Source organism: Bacillus sp. DWP3-1 (assembly GCF_049896565.1).
Classification (GTDB): Bacteria; Bacillota; Bacilli; order Bacillales; family Bacillaceae; genus Bacillus.
The window spans coordinates 257,500-275,752 of sequence record NZ_JAFCUN010000001.1 but is presented as its reverse complement, the minus strand read 5'-3'; the positions used below and the strand labels follow the sequence as shown (position 1 = coordinate 275,752).

Genomic DNA, 18,253 nt, shown 5'->3' with positions numbered 1-18,253 from the left:
TTTTTATCCCTTCTTTCTCATGCTGCAAATAAAGAAACCATCTGTTCCGAAATAATGAGGAAGAATTTGTACACTTCCGTTTTGAACAAACGGAGCAACCTGCTCAGGCAGCCGTTCATTAAGAGATAGATCGGGTTCGAAGTCTTGGTGTTCTTGTAAAAACGCATGAATCACTTGTTGATTTTCTGTTGGGTCCATTGTACATGTACTATATACAAGGGATCCGCCAGGCTTTAAAAGCGGAGCTGCTTCTTTTAAGATTGCCTGCTGAATAGCAGCAAGCCTTGCTGAGTCTTCTGGAGACTTAGTATATTTCATATCTGGTTTTCGTCTGATGACACCAAAACCAGAACACGGCGCATCAATCAGAATACGGTCAAATGAAGCTTCGCTGTAATAGTCATTCGCTTTCCTCGCATCAAGCGCTTTTGCCTCAATCTGAGTAAGGTTCAGGCGTTTTGCTGCTTGTTTGATGAGTTTCACTTTGTGTTCATGTAAATCAAGTGAAACAATTTGTCCTTCGTCGTTCATACGCTCTGCGATATGTGTTGATTTTCCGCCTGGAGCCGCACAGGCGTCAAGCACTGTTTCTCCCGGCTGAGGGTCTAGTGCTCTTGCGACAAGCATTGAGCTTTCATCTTGAATGGTCACATAGCCTTCTTGAAAAGAAGGGGTTGAAACGATGGACCCTTTCATCAGCTTGAGTGCATCTTCAGATAAGTCGCCGAGCTCCGTTTCGATTCCGGCATCCAGCAGTTCTTGCTGCAATACCGCGCGGCCGGTTTTCATTCGATTGACACGGAGGGTTTGCTTTGGCGGTACTAAATGAATGCGGCACATGCTTTCTGCCGCTTCAAATCCGTACGACTGAACCCATTCCTGCACGAGCCATAATGGGTGGCTTGTCTCAATTGAAAGCCGCTTGACCGGATCTTTGATGTCATCAAAAGCCGGAACACCTTCTCTTTGCACGGAACGAAGAACGCCGTTCACAAGTGAAGAAATGCCCTTGTGCCCTCTCTTTTTCGTTAGCTCAACTGCTTCATGGATGGCTGCACGGTCTGGAATCTTTTCAAGGTAGACCATTTGATAAAGAGACATTCGCAAAAGCTGCATGACCCATGGAGCCACCTTTTGCGGTTTTTTCACAAATGGTGCCAGCATATAATCTAATGCCAGCTTATTTTGCAGTGTACCGTACACAAGCTCTGTTAAGAGCGGTTTGTCCTGATCTGCCAAGTCTTTGTCTTTCATGACTGACTGCAAAAGCAAATTACTGTAAGCTTGGTTTTGTTCGAGTTTGATTAAAGCGTCCAGCGCTACTTCTCTCACATTACTTTTCTTCATTCATTAACCCTAATTTCTGTCCAATTTCGATATTTGCGCCTCTTAAGAAGTCTTCGCCGCTCATTTTTTTCTTACCAGCTGGCTGCACACCTGTTAATAAAAGGCCTTGCTTATTCCCAGTTCCAATGACCGGACCTTCTTTTTGAAGCACAATCACTTTCCCAGGTTCTTCTTGCACTTGAAGTGGAACTTTTTTCGCTTCCCATACTTTTAGATGAGCCCCGTTCCATTCAGTATAGGCAACTGGCCATGGATTTAAGCCGCGAACTTGGTTGTAAAGCTCTTCTCCGGTCTTTGTCCAGTCTAACCTTTCTTGCTCTCGCTTTATATTAGGTGCGTACGTTGCCGCTTCTTCATTTTGCGGAATTGGAGAAATAGATCCGCTCAGAACATTTGGCACAGTATCTTTCAGCAATGCGGCGCCTGCTACACTTAATTTGTCATGTAATGTACCGACATTGTCTAATTCGTCGATTTCTACTTCTACTTTACTGATCATGTCCCCTGCATCGAGTCGTTCCACCATGTACATGATGGTGACGCCTGTTTTCTTTTTACCTTGAAGGATCGCATAATGGATCGGCGCGCCGCCTCTTAGTTCTGGCAGCAGTGAGGCATGAACATTGATACAGCCAAACTGAGGTTCATCCAGTAATCGTTTTGGTAGAATTTGTCCAAATGCCGCCGTTACAATTAAATCGGGCTTTAATGAAAGCACTTTATCAATTTCTTCATCAAGACGCACCTTTTCAGGCTGCAGTACAGGAATGCCGTGCTTTAAGGCTTCCACTTTCACAGGAGGCGGTGTGAGTACTCGTTTTCTGCCTTTTGGGCGATCTGGCTGCGTGACGACCCCGACAACTTCGTATCCTTCTGTTATGAGTGTTTGCAGCACAGGTACTGAGAAATCAGGGGTTCCCATAAATACAATACGTGCCATTTTCTTCACCCTTCCATTTCCGCAAGTTCTTTTTCTGTATAGGTTTGAATGATTTTCGACGTGAATAATATACCGTCTAAATGATCAATTTCGTGCAATAAGGCTCTTGCTAAAAATCCTTCTGCTTCTATTGTAAATGGTTTGCCTTTCTTATCAAAGGCTTTTACCTTCACATAGCTCGGTCTTTCTACTGTGCCGTATAAAGATGGAAAGCTCAGGCAGCCTTCAATATCTGTTTGACTTCCTTTCACTTCAAGAACCTCGGGATTCACTAAATCAATTCTGCCAGGTTCCTCTCCGATATCGACAACAGCCATTCTTTGTGAAATGCCGATTTGTGGTGCTGCTAGTCCGACTCCATCTAGCTCAAGCATTGTATCATACATATCATCAAGCAGTTTTTTGAGCTTTTTATCGAACGTATCAACAGGCTCTGCCTTTTGTTCAAGTACTTCTGCCGGATGTATGACTATTGGTTTTACTGCCACTTAAAGCCCTCCGTTTTACATCATCATATATGGATTCATATCTATTGAAATCATCAATTGTTTTTGTTCCATTTCCTTTTGATAATGATCTTGTATTTTCCGTAGTAAACTTGCCAGTTCATTTTCCCTTTTGTATTTTATCACGCATTGATATCGATATCTATCTTTGATCTTAGCGATTGGTGATGCAGCCGGACCAAGGATTCTTGTATTCGGTGCACAGTTCATTTTTAGGAACTGGACAATTTGATCAGTGACATGCGCTGCCTTCGTCACTTCCTCGTGTGATACCGTCACCATTGCCAAATAGTAATACGGCGGATAGGACTGGTGGCGGCGATGCAGCATCTCCTGTTCATAAAAGGCTTCATAGTCATGGTGCTTCGTTAATTCAATACTATAGTGAGAAGGCGTATACGATTGAATGATCACAGAACCCGCTTTTTCATGACGTCCTGCCCTGCCGCTGACCTGCGTGAGAAGCTGAAATGTTTTTTCACTTGAACGAAAATCAGGAATATGAAGAGACGTATCCGCACTGAGAACACCAACAAGTGTGACATCTGGGAAATCTAGCCCTTTTGCTATCATCTGCGTCCCGAGCAAAATGTCCGCTTCTTTATTGCCAAAAGACGTGAGGAGCTTTTCGTGAGCACCTTTACGAGACGTTGTATCCACATCCATTCGGATCACTCTTGCCTCAGGCAGTACTTTTGTAAGCTCTTCTTCTACACGCTGCGTACCCGTCCCAAAATAGCGAATATGCTCACTATGGCATTCTGGACATTCAGCAGGCACCGGTGCTTCGTGCCCGCAATAATGGCATTTCAGCCGTTTTTGATAGCGGTGATAGGTGAGAGAAATTTCGCAATGAGGACATTGCTCCACATATCCGCAATCACGGCACATCACAAAGGATGAATAGCCCCTTTTATTCAGAAATAAGACGGCTTGTTCTTTTCTTTCAAGCACTTCCTTTAATCTGAGCATTAATTCTTCTGAAAACATGGACCTGTTGCCATTTCTCAATTCTTCTCTCATATCAATTAACGAAACGTGCGGCAGCTGCTGCTGGTTGACCCGGTTTTTGAGCGCCAGCAATGTAAACACGCCTTTTTTCGCACGCGCATAGGTTTCAAGTGAAGGGGTTGCACTGCCTAATACGACTGGGCATCGATGCCTTCTGGCTCGTTCAATGGCGACATCCTTGGCATGATAACGAGGCATTTCTTCTTGTTTATAAGAAGATTCATGCTCTTCATCTATGATAATCATGCCTAGATTTTCAAATGGAGCGAAAACAGCAGATCTCGCGCCCACGACAAGCTTGACTTCCTTGCGGTGGATTTTCCGCCATTCATCATATTTTTCCCCTGTCGATAAGCCGCTGTGAAGTACAGCCACATTTGAGCCGAATCGTTCTTTAAACCGCTGAACCATTTGAGGGGTTAACGAGATTTCAGGAACGAGGACGATCGCTTCTTTTCCTTTTTGAAGGGCATGATCAATCGTCTGCAAGTATATTTCCGTTTTACCGCTTCCTGTCACCCCGTGCAGCAGAAAGGTTTCATGCCGGTCATCACTGACTGCTTGATGAATATGTTTTGCCGCTTCTGCTTGTTCTGGCATGAGATCAAGTGAAGCAGATGGTGTAAACGCCCGGCCACGATAAGGATCCCGGTAGACCTCTTCATAGCTTTCTGTTAGCAGCCCTTCTTGAATAAAGGTTTTAAGCGTTTGAGAACTCGCGCCTGTTTGCTGCTGCAAGTCTTTCGCTAAAAAGGCCGTCTCACTCGCTTGAAGCAAAAAGGAGAGCAGTGCCTTTTGTTTCACCGCATTTTTCTTAAGCTGCTGTTGTTTTTCTTCAAGCTTATCTTTCGATACAGCTAGATGGAGCATGCGTACCTTTTTCTTTCCAGATTTTTGCGAGACATGATACCTTACCTCTAGATGACCTTTTTGGACATGCTTTTGAATCTGTTTTAGTTGTTCGGCCGGGATGTCAGCGTAAAGAATGCTATCTCGCTGACCGAAAAGCTCTTTCAATGACTGCGGAAGTTCTTCATCTGACAGCACCTGAATTTCTTTTTCATACTTCGCCTTCATGGCTGCAGGCAGCATCGATTGAAGTGCCGTAATGTGATAGGACAATGTTTTTTCCGTCAGCCAGTGGGAAAGCTCCAATAGCTCATCTGTCAGAACAGGTGATAAATCAAATAAATCGACAATGTCCTTGATGTTTCCTGTCTTTATGTCTGTTTCGTCTTTGACTTTTGTCACAAACCCTTGAATCTTCCTTGGGCCAAAGGGAACGACCACCCTCATTCCCGCTTTGACGAGATCTTTGAATCGATCTGGTACACGGTAATCGAATGGCCGGTCAATGGCTTTCGTTGTGACATCCACGATGACTTCAGCAATCATGCTCGATCACGCTCTTTTGGCAACAGCTGTTTTGCCTCCTTTAAGATTTCAAAAGCGAGGTCTTTTTTGCTCATCATCGGCAGCTCTTTTGTTGTACCATCTGCTTTGATGACGGCTGCTACATTTGTGTCTGTGCCAAAGCCTGCACCTTCTTTTGTGACGTTGTTGGCCACAATCATATCTAAATGCTTGGATTCGATTTTCTTTTTCGCGTAATATTCTACATCCTGCGTTTCAGCTGCAAAACCGACAAGCACTTGATGCTCTTTTCTTTTCCCCAGCTCTTTTAAAATATCTTTTGTCCGGGTGAATTCAATCTCTAAGGCGCCGTCCTGTTTTTTCATTTTATGAGGATATGATGTCACAGGGGTATAGTCGGCGACAGCTGCTGATTTAATGACAAGGTCCGCTTCCTCGTACACATCTAATACGGCTTGATACATGTCCTCTGCCGATTCAACGTGCACCACATGTACATGGTCAGGTGCCGTTAAAGAAACAGGTCCTGAAATGAGCGTGACATCAGCCCCCATTTGCTGCGCAGCCTCTGCAATCGCATAGCCCATTTTTCCTGACGATCGATTTGTAAAGAAACGCACAGGATCGATGACTTCTCGTGTAGGACCTGCTGTCACCACGACTTTTTTACCTGAAAGCGGTAAGCTTTTTGGCTTTTCAAAAAATGCACGGATGTGCTCAACAATTTTTTCAGGCTCCTCTAACCGCCCTTTTCCAATGTAGCCGCAGGCTAAATAACCTTCACTCGGCTCAATAAACCGGTAGCCGTCCTCATATAATGTGCGAATGTTCCGCTTTACAGCCGGGTGATCATACATATGCACATTCATTGCTGGTGCGATCCATACAGGAGCGGTTGAAGCAAGTAAGGTCGTCGTGAGCATATCATCTGCAAGCCCTGCCGCCATTTTACCAATCGTATGTGCTGTTGCAGGGGCAACAAGAATGAGATCGGCCCAGTCAGCTACGTCAATATGCGCAATGACTTTTGGATTGTTTTCTTTAAATGTATCCACATACACCTCATGTCGAGACAGAGCTTGGAAGGTAAGCGGAGACACAAATTCACGGGCAGATTCCGTCATAATCACTCTTACATTTGCGCCCGCCTGTACGAGTTTACTAGTAAGAGCAGCTGCTTTATATACGGCGATTCCTCCGCTGACGCCGAGCAAAATATTTTTTGACTGTAACATTTGTTTGTCCCCCTTAAAGGCCTTTTTCACAAATTCGTCTACAATTCAAAAAAGTCAAAACCAATCATAGTTTTGACTTTTTTGAACGTATCGTATCTGCATAGCAGAAGCGATGTGTTATTCTTGATCCTCTTTTTCAAATGTCAAAAGACCGGCATCGATTTCTTCCAGTGCTTTGCCTACGAATTTGTAAGACTTTGTATTTTCGATTTGCTGATCTTGGTGGATCTGCATTTCACGTGCACGGCGTGCAGACACTGTCACAAGTGTATATTTTGAATCAAGTTTGTTCATCAATGAGTCAATTGAAGGATCTAACATAGTTTATTCTACCCCCAGCATTTTTTTATATCTTGGTGCGACTCTGTCTCTGCGCAGGTGTTCTGCAAGGACGATCGCTTTGATTCTTTCACAAGCAAGCTCGACATCATCGTTTTCCACGACATAGTCGTAAGCATCCATCATTTCAATCTCTTCTTTTGCAGCAGCCATTCGATTGCGAATGAGTTCCTCAGACTCTGTACCACGTGTAATGATGCGGTTTTGAAGTTCTGAAAGACTAGGCGGTGCAAGGAAAATAAAAAGACCTTCTGGGAATGCTTCTCTTACTTGAAGTGCACCTTGCACTTCGATTTCAAGGAAAACATCTTTTCCTTCGCTTAATGTCTGTTCTACATAGTCAACAGGCGTGCCGTAGTAATTCCCGACATACTCTGCCCATTCTAACAGCTTTTTGTTTTCAATCATATGTTCAAATTCTTCCCTGGATTTAAAGAAATAATCGACACCATTTCTTTCACCTTCACGCGGTTTACGTGTCGTCACAGAAATAGAGTATTCAAATTTCGTATCTTCCTGGGAGAAAATGGCTTGTCTGACCGTTCCTTTTCCAACTCCCGAAGGTCCAGAGAGAACGATTAAAAGTCCTCTTTCTTTCATAATGGCGTATTACCCCTGCCCTTCATCTATGATTTCTTCTTTTACAGAAAGTCTTTGCGCGACAGTCTCAGGCTGAACGGCAGATAAGATGACATGGTCACTGTCCATAATGACAACAGCACGGGTTCTTCTTCCGTATGTAGCATCTATGAGCATGCCTCGATCTCTTGCGTCTTGTATCATTCGTTTAATCGGTGCTGATTCTGGACTGACGATCGAAATCATCCGATTCGCTGAAATGATGTTTCCAAATCCGATATTGATCAACTTTATGGTCATCTTCTAACGTCCCCCTGTAATATAAACGTCTCTAGTCTCGCCGAAAGAGACGTACTGTAAACAGCATACACAATGACTATTCTATATTTTGCACTTGTTCTTTTATTTTTTCAATAGCACTTTTCATTTCAACCACCAGCTTTGTTAAATGATGATGGTTCGCTTTTGAGCCAATGGTGTTCACTTCACGGTTGAGCTCCTGTACAAGAAAATCAAGTTTTCTGCCGGCAGCACCGCCTTGCATCAAGATTTGCTGGAACTGTTGAAAGTGACTTTTCAATCTCGTAATCTCTTCTGTAATGTCACAGCGGTCAGCAAAGATGGCAGCCTCTGTTGTCAATCTGCTTTCGTCAAGCGCCTCTCCGATCCATTCTTGCAATCGCTGATTGAGCCTGTCTTTATACTGAGTCACAACTTCTGGTGCAAAGACTTTGATTTCTTCTGTATAGGCCTCTAATTCAGAAAGCCTCAGCTCACAGTCTTTTTGAAGTGATGTCCCCTCCTGCTCTCTCATGAAGCAAAGCTCCTTGACAGCCGTTTCACAAGCATCCATCAGCAATTGCTCTAACTGCTCATTTCGGCTGGCCGACTCTTCTACTTGAACGGCATGCTCCAGCCCCAGTAAGTCATGTACATGCTGAATGCCTGAAATGTGATAGCGCTTCTCGAGGTCTTTTGCGGCTTTCATGTATTCATCAAGCAGCGGCCAGTCGATCTGCAAGGACCGGCTTGCTAGTTTACCGCCTTCAATCGTGACAAACAGCTCAATTCTACCGCGCTGCACGTAACGAAGAATGATTTTTTTTAATGTGTCTTCGAAATATAAAAGCGGCCTCGGCAAACGGGCATGAACCTCTTTAAAACGGTGATTGACCGATTTTAGCTCAACTGACACTGTCAGTTCTCCATCCGTTTTACTCGCTTGGCCGAATCCCGTCATACTGCGTATCATGTCAAAACACCCAATTCTTTCATATTAATAAAATGAAAAAGGTAATAGCAGACACTATTACCTCAAAATTATACCATAACGAATTATTTTTTTCTTGTCAAAAGTGATCCTGCCAGTAAAAAAGTTGGCAGTGCAGACATACCGATGATCAGCAGCCAATCAATTGGTGCAATGGCCACCGTTTTGAAAATCGGCTGAAGCGGCGGATAATAAATGACCACAAACATAAGTAAAAGTGATGACAAAACCGCACCGATCAAGTAAAGATTCCCGAATGGATTGCGTTCAAAGATGGACCGTTCACTGCGGCAGTCAAATACATGAATGAGCTGCGCCAAAACAAGCGTACTAAATGCAACAGTCTGTGCATATTGCAGGTTGTTTGGATCGCGGTGATACACAAACATAAATGCTAAAAGGGTCGCAAGCCCGATGAGGAATCCTCTAGATACAACCTTCCAGCCGAGCCCTCTAGCAAAAATGCCCTCTTTCATGTTCCTCGGCTTTCGCTTCATGACATCGCCTTCTGGCTTATCCATGCCAAGTGCCATCGCTGGAAGACCATCTGTGACAAGGTTGACCCATAAAATTTGAATAGGAACGAGAGGAAGCGGAAGCGCTAGGAGCATCGCGAACAGCATAACCAAAATTTCTCCAACATTGGATGCCAGCAAATACCGGACAAACTTCCGAATGTTTTCATAAATATTCCGGCCTTCTTTAATGGCGGATTTAATGGTCGCAAAGTTGTCATCAAGTAAAATAAGAGAAGATGCTTCTTTGGCTACGTCTGTTCCAGTGATGCCCATGGAGATGCCGATATCTGCTTGCTTAATCGCAGGCGCATCATTGACCCCGTCACCTGTCATCGCCACAATATGTCCATTTTTTTGATAGGCCTTCACAATTCTCAGCTTATGCTCAGGTGATACCCGTGCAAAGACGTATACATTTTCAGCCGTTTGCTCAAGCTCTTTGTCACTCATCTGATCCAGCGCTTTTCCGTCGAGCACCTTTCCTTGCTTTGGTAAAAGGCTCAAGTCTTTGGCAATCGCTTTGGCTGTTTCCACGTGATCCCCTGTAATCATGACTGTTTTTATGCCAGCATCCCTGCACTCTTTAATCGCTCGTCTGACTTCAGGACGAGGTGGATCGATCATGCCCTCTAACCCGATAAATGTCAAATCGGTTTCAGCCTGCTGGACAGAGTTGATTTTTTCTGTCAGACCGACTTTTTTATACGCAATGGCAATCGTTCTCAGCGCTTGTCTTGCTAAGCCTTGAATCGCAGCCTCTGTTTCTTGCCTGTGAGTGGTTGAAAAAGAAGCTGTGCGGCCGCCGTGCATGATATGACTTGAACGGTTCATCAGGACATCCGGCGCACCTTTTGCAATGACATACCGCTCTTTTTGATTCGTTTCGACGACGACTGACATCATCTTTCTTTCTGAATCAAAAGGAAACTCCTCTACAACGTGAAATCCGGCTTCGATGAATTGCTCTGTAAACCCTGCTTTACGTGCTGCGGTGAGAAGTGCCCCCTCTGTCGGATCTCCATCAAGCCTCATCTCCCCATCTTTTTCAATGATGGTCGATGTATTACAAAGCGCCCCGTATAATAACACCTTTTGCAGACTTGGATGTTTGTCTACATGGACAAGTTCTCCGTTTAAGGTGAAATCACCAGATGGCTCATAGCCCGTACCAGAAATATTCCACGTTTTGCCCTCTGCCCATACATGTGTCACAGTCATTTTATTTTGCGTCATTGTTCCTGTTTTATCTGAGCAAATGATCGACGCGCAGCCAAGTGTTTCCACCGCCGGAAGCTTTCTGACAATCGATTTTTGTTTGATCATCCGCTGCACTCCTAAGGAAAGTGCGACGGTAACAATCGCCGGCAGTCCTTCAGGAATGGCAGCAACTGCAAGAGATACTCCCGCCAGGAACATATGATACAAATCATGTCCTTGCACAACGCCAAGAACCACAACGAGCACCGTTAAAAATAAAGCAGCAACAATCAGGATTTTCCCCAGCTGTTCGAGACGTCTTTGCAGCGGTGTTTCCATATTCCCTGCTGCATCCAGCATGCCGGCAATTTGTCCCATCGCTGTATTCATTCCTGTACCAATCACAACGCCCACGCCGCTTCCTCTAGTAACAAGCGTCCCCATAAAGGCCATGTTCGTCAAATCTCCAAGCGAGACATGGTCTCGTGAAAGCGGACTTGCGTGTTTGACCGCAGGGATGGACTCGCCAGTGAGAGCGGACTCTTCAATTTCTAAACTTTTGGTTTCTAGTAATCTAATGTCTGCCCCAATCCGGTCTCCACTCGAAAATTTCACAATATCCCCTGGCACGAGATGTTTAGACGGGATCTTGACCCATTCATTATTTCTCCTTGCATACACATGCGGGGTTGATAATTCCTTTAGCGCTTGAAGAGATTTTTCCGCGCGGCGTTCTTGATAAAAGCCGAGCACTCCATTAATCAGAACAATCGCTACAATTGCTACAGCATCAATGTATTCGCCTAAAAAAGCAGAAATGATCGTTGCCGCAAGCAAAATTAACACCATAAAATCTTTAAATTGCGCTAAAAAAATGATCAGAGCCGACGCCTTTTTCCCTTCCTGCAATTCATTTGGCCCGTGTTTTTCAAGCCGTTTTTGCACATCTTTTTCTGACAGTCCGTCACCTATCGATGTATTCATTGTTTTTAATAAATCGGTTTGGTTCAGTTCATGCCAATTCATTTGACCTCGTCCACTCCTCTTTTGTTCTCTCTCATATGCAGTGTTCTATAAGCCAGTTTATTCAGACTCGTCCTAAATCATGCTATAATAATAAGACTGCCTAAAGAACGAGAAACGGAAGGTTCTTTCAGTAGATTTGTGTGAAAGAAGAGGGTGTATCCAACATGTCATTTGACGGCATTTTTACATATGGTATGACAAATGAATTGCAAGAGACATTAACTGGCGGAAGAATTTCAAAAATTCATCAGCCATATAAGCACGAGCTGATTTTTCATATCCGGGCAAACGGAAAAAATCATAAGCTCCTTTTATCCGCTCATCCGAGCTACGCTAGAATTCAGCTCACAGAGCATCAATATGACAATCCAAGCGAACCTCCAATGTTTTGTATGCTCCTCAGAAAGCATCTTGAGGGCGGATTCATTGAACGTTTTGAACAGATTGGATTTGACCGGGTAATCGTACTTCATGTACGAAGCCGCAATGAAATTGGCGACGAACAGACTCGAAAGCTCTACATTGAAATCATGGGAAGGCATAGTAATTTGATTCTTGTCGAAGATGACACGCAGCAGATCATCGATGGCCTAAAGCATCTTTCTCCATCTGTGAACAGCTATCGAACGGTACTTCCTGGTCACGAATACCTTCTGCCGCCTGCACAGCAAAAATTGAATCCGTTTGAAGTGACGAAGGATGATATTTTAAAGCATTTACGCTTTCAAGAAGGAAAGATCGCAAATCAAATTGTCGATACATTCTCTGGGGTTTCTCCGCTGTTTGCAAAGGAAGCTGTACACAGGGCCGGTCTTGCCAATAAGGAAACGATTCCAAATACACTGCTCGACATGTTCCAGCTTATTCGCATGCACTCCTTTACCCCGCAGCTCACAAGAAAAGACGGGAAAGAATATTTCTATTTATTAGAACTTCAGCATGTCCATGGCGAGATGAAGACATTCGACTCTCTCAGCCAGCTGCTTGACCGCTTTTATTTCGGAAAAGCTGAGAGAGACAGAGTTAAACAGCAGGCGTCTGACCTTGAACGGTTTGTCGTAAATGAAAAAAAGAAAAATGAAAACAAGCTCAAAAAACTGAAAAGAACTCTTGAAGAATCTCAACATGCACATAAATATCAGCTCTATGGCGAATTGTTAACAGCCAATTTATATGCCATCAAAAAAGGGGATAAAGAAGCGACTGTCATCAATTATTACGATGAAGATGGCGGAGAGATTACGATCCCGCTTAAAACAAACAAAACCCCTTCTGAAAATGCACAGGCATATTTCACAAAATATCAAAAGGCAAAAAATGCAGTAGAAGCGGTCAATGAACAAATTGAGCGGACGCATGAAGAGATTGCTTATTTTGAAGAGTTGATTCAGCAGCTATCCTCTGCCTCACCGAAGGATTTAGAGGAAATGAGAGAAGAACTTGTTGAAGGAAAATATTTACGCGCCAAACAAAAGCGCAACGCCAAAAAGAAAAAACAGGCGGCCATTCAGCTTGAAACGTATGAATCGTCTCAAGGTATTCCGATTTTAGTCGGAAAAAACAACAAACAAAACGAGTATTTAACCACAAAGGCTGCTGCCCGTGACGACATTTGGCTGCATACGAAGGATATTCCTGGATCACATGTCGTCATCCGTCATCAAGCGCCTGATGAAGAGACGCTGCTTGAAGCGGCTCAAATCGCTGCCTACTTCTCGAAAGCAAAAGAGTCGAGCTCCGTTCCTGTCGATTATACGAAAATCCGGCATGTGAAAAAACCAAATGGAGCAAAGCCAGGATTTGTGACGTATGATCAGCAGCAAACATTATTTGTCACGCCTGACGAAGATGTGGTCCTAAAGCTGCGAAAATAATAAAAGCCGATAAAATCCATTAAAGAGATTTTATCGGCTTTTTCTTTGTTGTTTTTTTCTTTCGATATAGAGATCGTCAAGTGCATCTACATCCTCTTGTTCAAGCAACGCCTCAATTTCCGCAGCCAGTTGTTTTGTCCGAGCTGGGCTCGCACCGCTTGTAGAGACTGAAATCGTCACTTTCCCTGCTTTGACCACCTTTGGCACGATCACATTGCCAAGCTCTGATTGGCTCACACAATTCACAAGCTGGTGAGGCCGGGCTGTTTGTGCAATCCATTCATTTACCGCTGGATCGTTTGTAGCAGCTACAATGAAAAATGCACCCTCTAAATCTTCCACGTCCACTTTCTTTTCCTTCCAATTCAGGTTGTATGTATCAATGAGACGTGCCATCTCTTTAGAAATATCAGGACTCACGACGGTTATATGGCAAGGCTCTATGCATAGCGCCTCTGCCCTTCTTGCGGCTATTCGTCCACCGCCGGCGATGAGCACTTGTTGATCGGTTAAATCAAGATGGACTGGAAGCATGGCTTTCTCCTTGGAAATGAAACGCATCGTCTTTGTTTAAAATGGTTTCTTGCACGCGTTCAATATAAGCCGCTTTTACATGCGGATGAAAGCCAATATACCGGCATACCCGGACATCTTTCAGCCTCTTTCTCGCCTGAGCCGCTTCATTTTCAATCTCTTTCATTAAAATACCCGTAAACAACAAGTAAGGAACGAGATAAACAGGCGCATCATCATCTGCTGTTAATTGCGCAAGAACATCTCGGTAATTTGGCTCACATGCCGTAATAAAACATGGCAAGACCTCTGCGAAAGGGAGCAGGCGCCGGACATCGTCCGCAATGCCAAACACATCCCGCTTCACATCGGGGTCAGAGCTTCCGCGGCCAATTAAAAGAATCTGTGCTTTCCCGCCTTGATATCCTGCCTCTTCAATTCTTGCAGCAACCGCTTTTGTCACTTCTTGATTGACCCCGATTGGTTTTCCGTATGTGACCTTCACTTGCGGATATCGCTTTTGTACTTTCTCAATCTCGACTGGAATATCTGATTTGGCATGCATGGCAGTTAAAAGGAGGAGCGGGACGATCGCAATGTGTATAGCTCCTTTTTTCACACAGGCTTCAAATCCTTCTTCTATAGAAGGGGCTGTCAGTTCTAAAAAACAAATTTCTTGTATATCTGCTTCTACTAACGGCATACAGCTTTTCATAAAAGAAATGGCTTTATCTTGTGCTTCTTTTACTCTGCTTCCATGCCCGACATAAAGTACAGCTTGTTTCATGTGGCTCCTCCCTCTACTTGTTTTGATCAGACGAAAAGACACGATCGATGTACGTGTCTTTTCTTTATCATTCTCATTTCTCGATTAAGGCGGGTTCAAACCAGCTCAGTTTTTGGTGAAAATGAACGACATCTCCAACTACAATTAAACTTGGATGCTCGATGCCTTCTTTTTCAACTGTTTCAGACAGTGTCGCCACAGTGCAGCAAGTCGTCTTTTGCCTCGTCGTAGTTCCCCAGTGTATAAACGCTGCTGGCGTTTCAGGATCGCGTCCATTTTTTAAAAGAAGCTGCTGCACTCTTTTCACGTTTTTGACGCCCATGTAAATCACAAGGGTATCAATCCCTGTAGCCAGCGCTTCCCACTTTTCTTCAAAATGCTCATCCTTTTGATAGTGACCCGTGACAAAAGCGACATTTGAGCTGAATTCACGATGCGTCACGGGAATGCCTGCATAAGCGGCCGCTGCAATACCAGAGGTAATTCCAGGGACGACTTCATACGGAATTCCGTGCTCAGCTAAGCATTCGATTTCTTCACCGCCTCGGCCGAATACAAAGGGGTCGCCGCCTTTCAGCCGAACGACAACGTTCCCTTCCTTTGCATGGGCCACAAGGGCTTCATTGATGGCTTCCTGTCTCATCGTATGATGATTCGGCAGCTTGCCGCAATAGATTAATTCCGCCTCGGGTTTGGCGTGGGCGAGTATTTCTTGATTGACAAGGCGATCATATAAAATGACATCTGCCTGCTGTATTGCCTTATGGGCTTTTAATGTAATTAAGTCTGGATCTCCAGGTCCAGCCCCCACAATGTATACTTTCCCCATCGTGCTTTTCTCCCCCTGCCATCAGGCGATTATTTCGCTCTTCCCTTTACATAATCAACAAGACGCTGTTTGGACTCTTCACGAGATAATTCACCTGTATCTAGAACGAGCTCAGGTGCTGCTGGTTCTTCATACGGCGAATCAATTCCGGTGAAAAATGGAATTTCGCCATTTCTAGCTTTTTTATATAAGCCCTTTGGATCACGCTCTTCGCATACGTTCAGATCACATTTCACAAACACTTCGTGAAATTCTCCCGCTTCAACTAACTGTCTGACAATGCGGCGGTCTTCTTGAAATGGAGAAATAAAAGCCGTGATGACAATCGTTCCTTGTTCAACAAATAACTTTGCCACTTCTCCGATGCGGCGGATGTTCTCTTTTCTGTCATCATCTGAAAACCCTAAATCTTTATTCAGTCCATGCCTTACATTATCGCCATCAAGAACGGTGACTTGATAGCCTTGTTCAAACAGCTCTCTAGCCGCTGCATTTGCGATTGTTGATTTACCGGACCCACTTAGACCCGTGAGCCAAATAATGCCGCTCGTATGATTGTTTTTCTGTTGATATTCTTTTTTTGTAATAGATGAATCATGCCACACGATATGTTCATTGCTCATGTCATACCCTCCCATTAAGATACCGTCGTTTTTAATCCTTCGATTAATGTTTCAATAACTTCTTTTCGGCTGAACGTGCTTGGCGGTAATTCTCCGTTTCTCAGCATCGTTCGAACCTTTGTACCTGAAAGAATGACATGCTCGCTTTTATCGTGAGGACATGTTTTTGGTGTTGCCATTGCTTCACATGTATTACAGTAGAAGCTATGTTCAAATTTTAACGGGGTAATGCCAATTTCTTCACTTGTAAATTGTTCAAATAACTCCTGCGCCTCGTATGTGCCGTAATAATCACCAACACCCGCATGATCTCTTCCCACAATAAAATGAGTGCAGCCGTAATTTTTACGAACAAGCGCGTGAAAGATTGCTTCCTTTGGTCCAGCATAACGCATTGCCGCAGGAAAAACACCTAAAAAGACGCGATCCTTTGGATAATAACCGTTCAATAACACTTGATAGCTTTTCATTCTCACGTCTGCCGGAATATCGTCTGATTTTGTTTCACCGACAAGTGGATTTAAAAACAAACCATCTACTGTTTCAAGTGCTGTCTTTTGAATATATTCATGGGCACGGTGAACAGGGTTTCTCGTTTGGAAACCAACAATGGTTTTCCAGCCGTTTTCTTTGAAATGCCGTCTTGTTTCTTCTGGCTCATACGTAAATTGAGGGAATGGTTTTTCACTGCGTTTCGTCAGTGTAATTTTACCACCAATGTATATGTCACCGCGTTCAAATAATTTTTTCACGCCTGGATGATTGCGGTCATCAGTTTTATATACATTCACCGCTTCTTTTTCCTTATCTGGTGTGTATTGATCCTCTACTTCAATCACCCCATATACAGTTCCATTATACGATAGACGCACAATATCGCCTTGATGGATTTCCGCTGCCTTTTCCTTTGTCACTGGCAGTGTAATAGGAAGAGACCAAACGACACCACTTGCTAACCGCATACTGCTCACAACGGCTTCATAATCAGCTTTTGTTAAAAACCCTTCAATTGGACTATACCCGCCAATTGCTATGAGTTCAAGGTCTGCAAATGAGATAGCATCTAGTTCAATTTCCTTTGCAGCCGTGCTGAGATCATACTCTTCATTTACTCGATTAATTAATACGCCACCATGTGGTGTTAAACTCATTTGTTCATCTTCCTCTCAATGTTCATATTTATTAGATGTAAATAGTCGGATTTGTCGTTAAATCCCGCCGCCCTGTTCATGAATCGAGCTGCTTTCATTTTTGACTGCCTTCATCAGACTCAGCGCACCAAGTGAGGCAAGCAGTACACTCATCATAATAAAGATAGAATAATAGTCTCCTTTTAAGAAAAGGCTCACCAGCAAATACGATAGGCTGAGTGATAAAAAGGGTGACACTACCCACACTTTCAGCATTTTTTTCACCACATGTTTATGAAAAATATTTGGTCCGCCTTTTGCCATTCCAAGCCCAATGATAGACGAGGAGGTGATTTGGGTAAGTGGAACTGGCAGCCCAAAAATAGAGCTGACGATGACAAGTCCAGCACCGGTACTCGAAAGCAATATCCCTTCGCCCGTTTGATAGCGGGTAATTTTCTTTCCATTTGTTTCTAGTACTCTTCTACCAAGCAAGAGGGCTCCAATGGCGACAAAGATTCCGCCGTAAAGCGTTCCTTGCCCAACTGACAAAACGCCCGCGGCAACAAGTGGACCGACTGCATTTGCCACATTGTTCATGCCTGCTGAAAATGCTTCTAAAAATCCACTAAGGATTAAAACAATGGATAAAATAATTGTTCCTTTTTTAGACAACTTACGTTTAGGGAACATTCTGATGATTTTGACTACAACAAAGGTAAAAAGAAAGGCGACAAGCGGAATGATGACCCAAAATGCCACAATGACTAAAATGGATTTCACATACAATACTTTATATGCGACCGCGACACCAACTACAGCTCCTACTGTCACCTCACTCGTTGACAAAGGAATGGCCATCAGATTCGCTATAAAGAGAGATAATGCAGCAGAACCAATAATAATACAAACAATTTCAAGTGTAATGACGGATTCAGGCATAATCCCAGAGCTAATCGTTTTGACAACCTCACCACCGCCAATAACTGAACCTGCTAAAATCCCAACTGCGCATACACTGAGTGCATAGATCGGCTTTCGAATCGCACCTGATCCGTACGCGATTCCCATCGAAGCTGCTGCACCACTCGCGCCAATGTTTAGAGCGAAAAATAAACTAAATAAAATTGCGGCAATTTCCATACACTATGCTCC

At 43.9% G+C, this 18,253-nt stretch carries 17 protein-coding genes; 1 reads left to right on the top strand and 16 read right to left on the bottom strand.

Annotated elements, in window-relative coordinates:
- Positions 1–3: 3 nt before the first annotated feature.
- The 10 genes from rsmB to ACP7A0_RS01385 all read right to left on the bottom strand — a co-directional run bounded on the left by rsmB (position 4) and on the right by ACP7A0_RS01385 (position 11,342).
- Positions 4–1,347, bottom strand: coding sequence for a 16S rRNA (cytosine(967)-C(5))-methyltransferase RsmB (gene rsmB, locus ACP7A0_RS01430; protein WP_106061511.1), 1,344 nt, complete (start codon positions 1,345–1,347; stop codon positions 4–6).
- Complete coding sequence (gene fmt / locus ACP7A0_RS01425; RefSeq protein ID WP_426004012.1) at positions 1,334–2,287, bottom strand: methionyl-tRNA formyltransferase; 954 nt, start codon at positions 2,285–2,287, stop codon at positions 1,334–1,336. The genes rsmB and fmt overlap by 14 nt, the downstream gene beginning before the upstream one ends.
- A 5-nt stretch (positions 2,288–2,292) precedes the next feature.
- Positions 2,293–2,775 (bottom strand): peptide deformylase, encoded by a 483-nt coding sequence (gene def, locus ACP7A0_RS01420; protein ID WP_034662448.1) that lies wholly within the window; start codon positions 2,773–2,775, stop codon positions 2,293–2,295.
- Between the two features lie 15 nt (positions 2,776–2,790).
- Entirely contained in the window at positions 2,791–5,199 is a 2,409-nt protein-coding gene (gene priA, locus ACP7A0_RS01415; RefSeq protein WP_426004010.1) for a primosomal protein N', read from the bottom strand.
- On the bottom strand, positions 5,196–6,413 hold the full coding sequence (coaBC, locus tag ACP7A0_RS01410; RefSeq protein WP_034662453.1) for a bifunctional phosphopantothenoylcysteine decarboxylase/phosphopantothenate--cysteine ligase CoaBC: 1,218 nt from the start codon (positions 6,411–6,413) through the stop codon (positions 5,196–5,198). Before coaBC ends, priA begins: the two co-directional genes overlap by 4 nt.
- A gap of 117 nt (positions 6,414–6,530) precedes the next feature.
- Positions 6,531–6,734 (bottom strand): DNA-directed RNA polymerase subunit omega, encoded by a 204-nt coding sequence (gene rpoZ, locus ACP7A0_RS01405; protein ID WP_003211647.1) that lies wholly within the window; start codon positions 6,732–6,734, stop codon positions 6,531–6,533.
- A gap of 3 nt (positions 6,735–6,737) precedes the next feature.
- Positions 6,738–7,352, bottom strand: a complete 615-nt coding sequence (gene gmk / locus ACP7A0_RS01400) for a guanylate kinase (protein ID WP_003212381.1) — start codon at positions 7,350–7,352, stop codon at positions 6,738–6,740.
- Between the two features lie 9 nt (positions 7,353–7,361).
- Positions 7,362–7,631 carry an extracellular matrix/biofilm regulator RemA gene (gene remA, locus ACP7A0_RS01395; RefSeq protein WP_008344898.1) on the bottom strand — a complete coding sequence of 90 codons (270 nt, stop codon included), beginning with the start codon at positions 7,629–7,631 and terminating at the stop codon, positions 7,362–7,364.
- Positions 7,632–7,707: 76 nt separating this feature from the next.
- Complete coding sequence (locus ACP7A0_RS01390) at positions 7,708–8,583, bottom strand: YicC/YloC family endoribonuclease (protein WP_106037773.1); 876 nt, start codon at positions 8,581–8,583, stop codon at positions 7,708–7,710.
- Positions 8,584–8,666: 83 nt separating this feature from the next.
- Positions 8,667–11,342 carry a calcium-translocating P-type ATPase, SERCA-type gene (locus ACP7A0_RS01385; RefSeq protein WP_034662458.1) on the bottom strand — a complete coding sequence of 892 codons (2,676 nt, stop codon included), beginning with the start codon at positions 11,340–11,342 and terminating at the stop codon, positions 8,667–8,669.
- 164 nt (positions 11,343–11,506) lie between these two features.
- Here ACP7A0_RS01385 and ACP7A0_RS01380 point away from each other — a divergent pair, with 164 nt between their 5' ends.
- Positions 11,507–13,216, top strand: coding sequence for an Rqc2 family fibronectin-binding protein (locus ACP7A0_RS01380; RefSeq protein WP_034662460.1), 1,710 nt, complete (start codon positions 11,507–11,509; stop codon positions 13,214–13,216).
- 30 nt (positions 13,217–13,246) lie between these two features.
- Here ACP7A0_RS01380 and ACP7A0_RS01375 read toward each other — a convergent pair whose 3' ends face one another.
- From ACP7A0_RS01375 to ACP7A0_RS01350, 6 genes are all read right to left on the bottom strand, one after another.
- Positions 13,247–13,750 (bottom strand): precorrin-2 dehydrogenase/sirohydrochlorin ferrochelatase family protein, encoded by a 504-nt coding sequence (locus ACP7A0_RS01375; protein ID WP_106037774.1) that lies wholly within the window; start codon positions 13,748–13,750, stop codon positions 13,247–13,249.
- Positions 13,731–14,516, bottom strand: coding sequence for a sirohydrochlorin chelatase (locus ACP7A0_RS01370; RefSeq protein WP_106037775.1), 786 nt, complete (start codon positions 14,514–14,516; stop codon positions 13,731–13,733). Before ACP7A0_RS01370 ends, ACP7A0_RS01375 begins: the two co-directional genes overlap by 20 nt.
- A gap of 73 nt (positions 14,517–14,589) precedes the next feature.
- Positions 14,590–15,345, bottom strand: a complete 756-nt coding sequence (gene cobA, locus ACP7A0_RS01365; RefSeq protein WP_034662468.1) for a uroporphyrinogen-III C-methyltransferase — start codon at positions 15,343–15,345, stop codon at positions 14,590–14,592.
- Between the two features lie 29 nt (positions 15,346–15,374).
- Positions 15,375–15,968: an adenylyl-sulfate kinase gene (cysC, locus tag ACP7A0_RS01360; RefSeq protein ID WP_034662471.1), complete on the bottom strand. Its 594-nt coding sequence runs from the start codon at positions 15,966–15,968 to the stop codon at positions 15,375–15,377.
- Between the two features lie 14 nt (positions 15,969–15,982).
- The gene (sat, locus tag ACP7A0_RS01355) at positions 15,983–17,119 is read right to left on the bottom strand and encodes a sulfate adenylyltransferase (protein WP_034662474.1); all 1,137 of its coding nucleotides are present in this window, start codon (positions 17,117–17,119) and stop codon (positions 15,983–15,985) included.
- 57 nt (positions 17,120–17,176) lie between these two features.
- Positions 17,177–18,241 carry an inorganic phosphate transporter gene (locus tag ACP7A0_RS01350; RefSeq protein ID WP_065097246.1) on the bottom strand — a complete coding sequence of 355 codons (1,065 nt, stop codon included), beginning with the start codon at positions 18,239–18,241 and terminating at the stop codon, positions 17,177–17,179.
- Between the last annotated feature and the right edge of the window lie 12 nt (positions 18,242–18,253).

What these genes read in the sequence shown, in the direction of transcription:
- rsmB (WP_106061511.1), bottom strand. Translation starts at nt 1,347, where the DNA reads ATGAAGAAAAGTAATGTGAGAGAAGTAGCGCTGGACGCTTTAATCAAA.
- fmt (WP_426004012.1), bottom strand. Translation starts at nt 2,287, where the DNA reads ATGGCACGTATTGTATTTATGGGAACCCCTGATTTCTCAGTACCTGTG.
- priA (WP_426004010.1), bottom strand. Translation starts at nt 5,199, where the DNA reads ATGATTGCTGAAGTCATCGTGGATGTCACAACGAAAGCCATTGACCGG.
- coaBC (WP_034662453.1), bottom strand. Translation starts at nt 6,413, where the DNA reads ATGTTACAGTCAAAAAATATTTTGCTCGGCGTCAGCGGAGGAATCGCC.
- rpoZ (WP_003211647.1), bottom strand. Translation starts at nt 6,734, where the DNA reads ATGTTAGATCCTTCAATTGACTCATTGATGAACAAACTTGATTCAAAA.
- gmk (WP_003212381.1), bottom strand. Translation starts at nt 7,352, where the DNA reads ATGAAAGAAAGAGGACTTTTAATCGTTCTCTCTGGACCTTCGGGAGTT.
- remA (WP_008344898.1), bottom strand. Translation starts at nt 7,631, where the DNA reads ATGACCATAAAGTTGATCAATATCGGATTTGGAAACATCATTTCAGCG.
- ACP7A0_RS01390 (WP_106037773.1), bottom strand. Translation starts at nt 8,583, where the DNA reads ATGATACGCAGTATGACGGGATTCGGCCAAGCGAGTAAAACGGATGGA.
- ACP7A0_RS01385 (WP_034662458.1), bottom strand. Translation starts at nt 11,342, where the DNA reads ATGAATTGGCATGAACTGAACCAAACCGATTTATTAAAAACAATGAAT.
- ACP7A0_RS01380 (WP_034662460.1), top strand. Translation starts at nt 11,507, where the DNA reads ATGTCATTTGACGGCATTTTTACATATGGTATGACAAATGAATTGCAA.
- ACP7A0_RS01375 (WP_106037774.1), bottom strand. Translation starts at nt 13,750, where the DNA reads ATGCTTCCAGTCCATCTTGATTTAACCGATCAACAAGTGCTCATCGCC.
- ACP7A0_RS01370 (WP_106037775.1), bottom strand. Translation starts at nt 14,516, where the DNA reads ATGAAACAAGCTGTACTTTATGTCGGGCATGGAAGCAGAGTAAAAGAA.
- cobA (WP_034662468.1), bottom strand. Translation starts at nt 15,345, where the DNA reads ATGGGGAAAGTATACATTGTGGGGGCTGGACCTGGAGATCCAGACTTA.
- cysC (WP_034662471.1), bottom strand. Translation starts at nt 15,968, where the DNA reads ATGAGCAATGAACATATCGTGTGGCATGATTCATCTATTACAAAAAAA.
- sat (WP_034662474.1), bottom strand. Translation starts at nt 17,119, where the DNA reads ATGAGTTTAACACCACATGGTGGCGTATTAATTAATCGAGTAAATGAA.
- ACP7A0_RS01350 (WP_065097246.1), bottom strand. Translation starts at nt 18,241, where the DNA reads ATGGAAATTGCCGCAATTTTATTTAGTTTATTTTTCGCTCTAAACATT.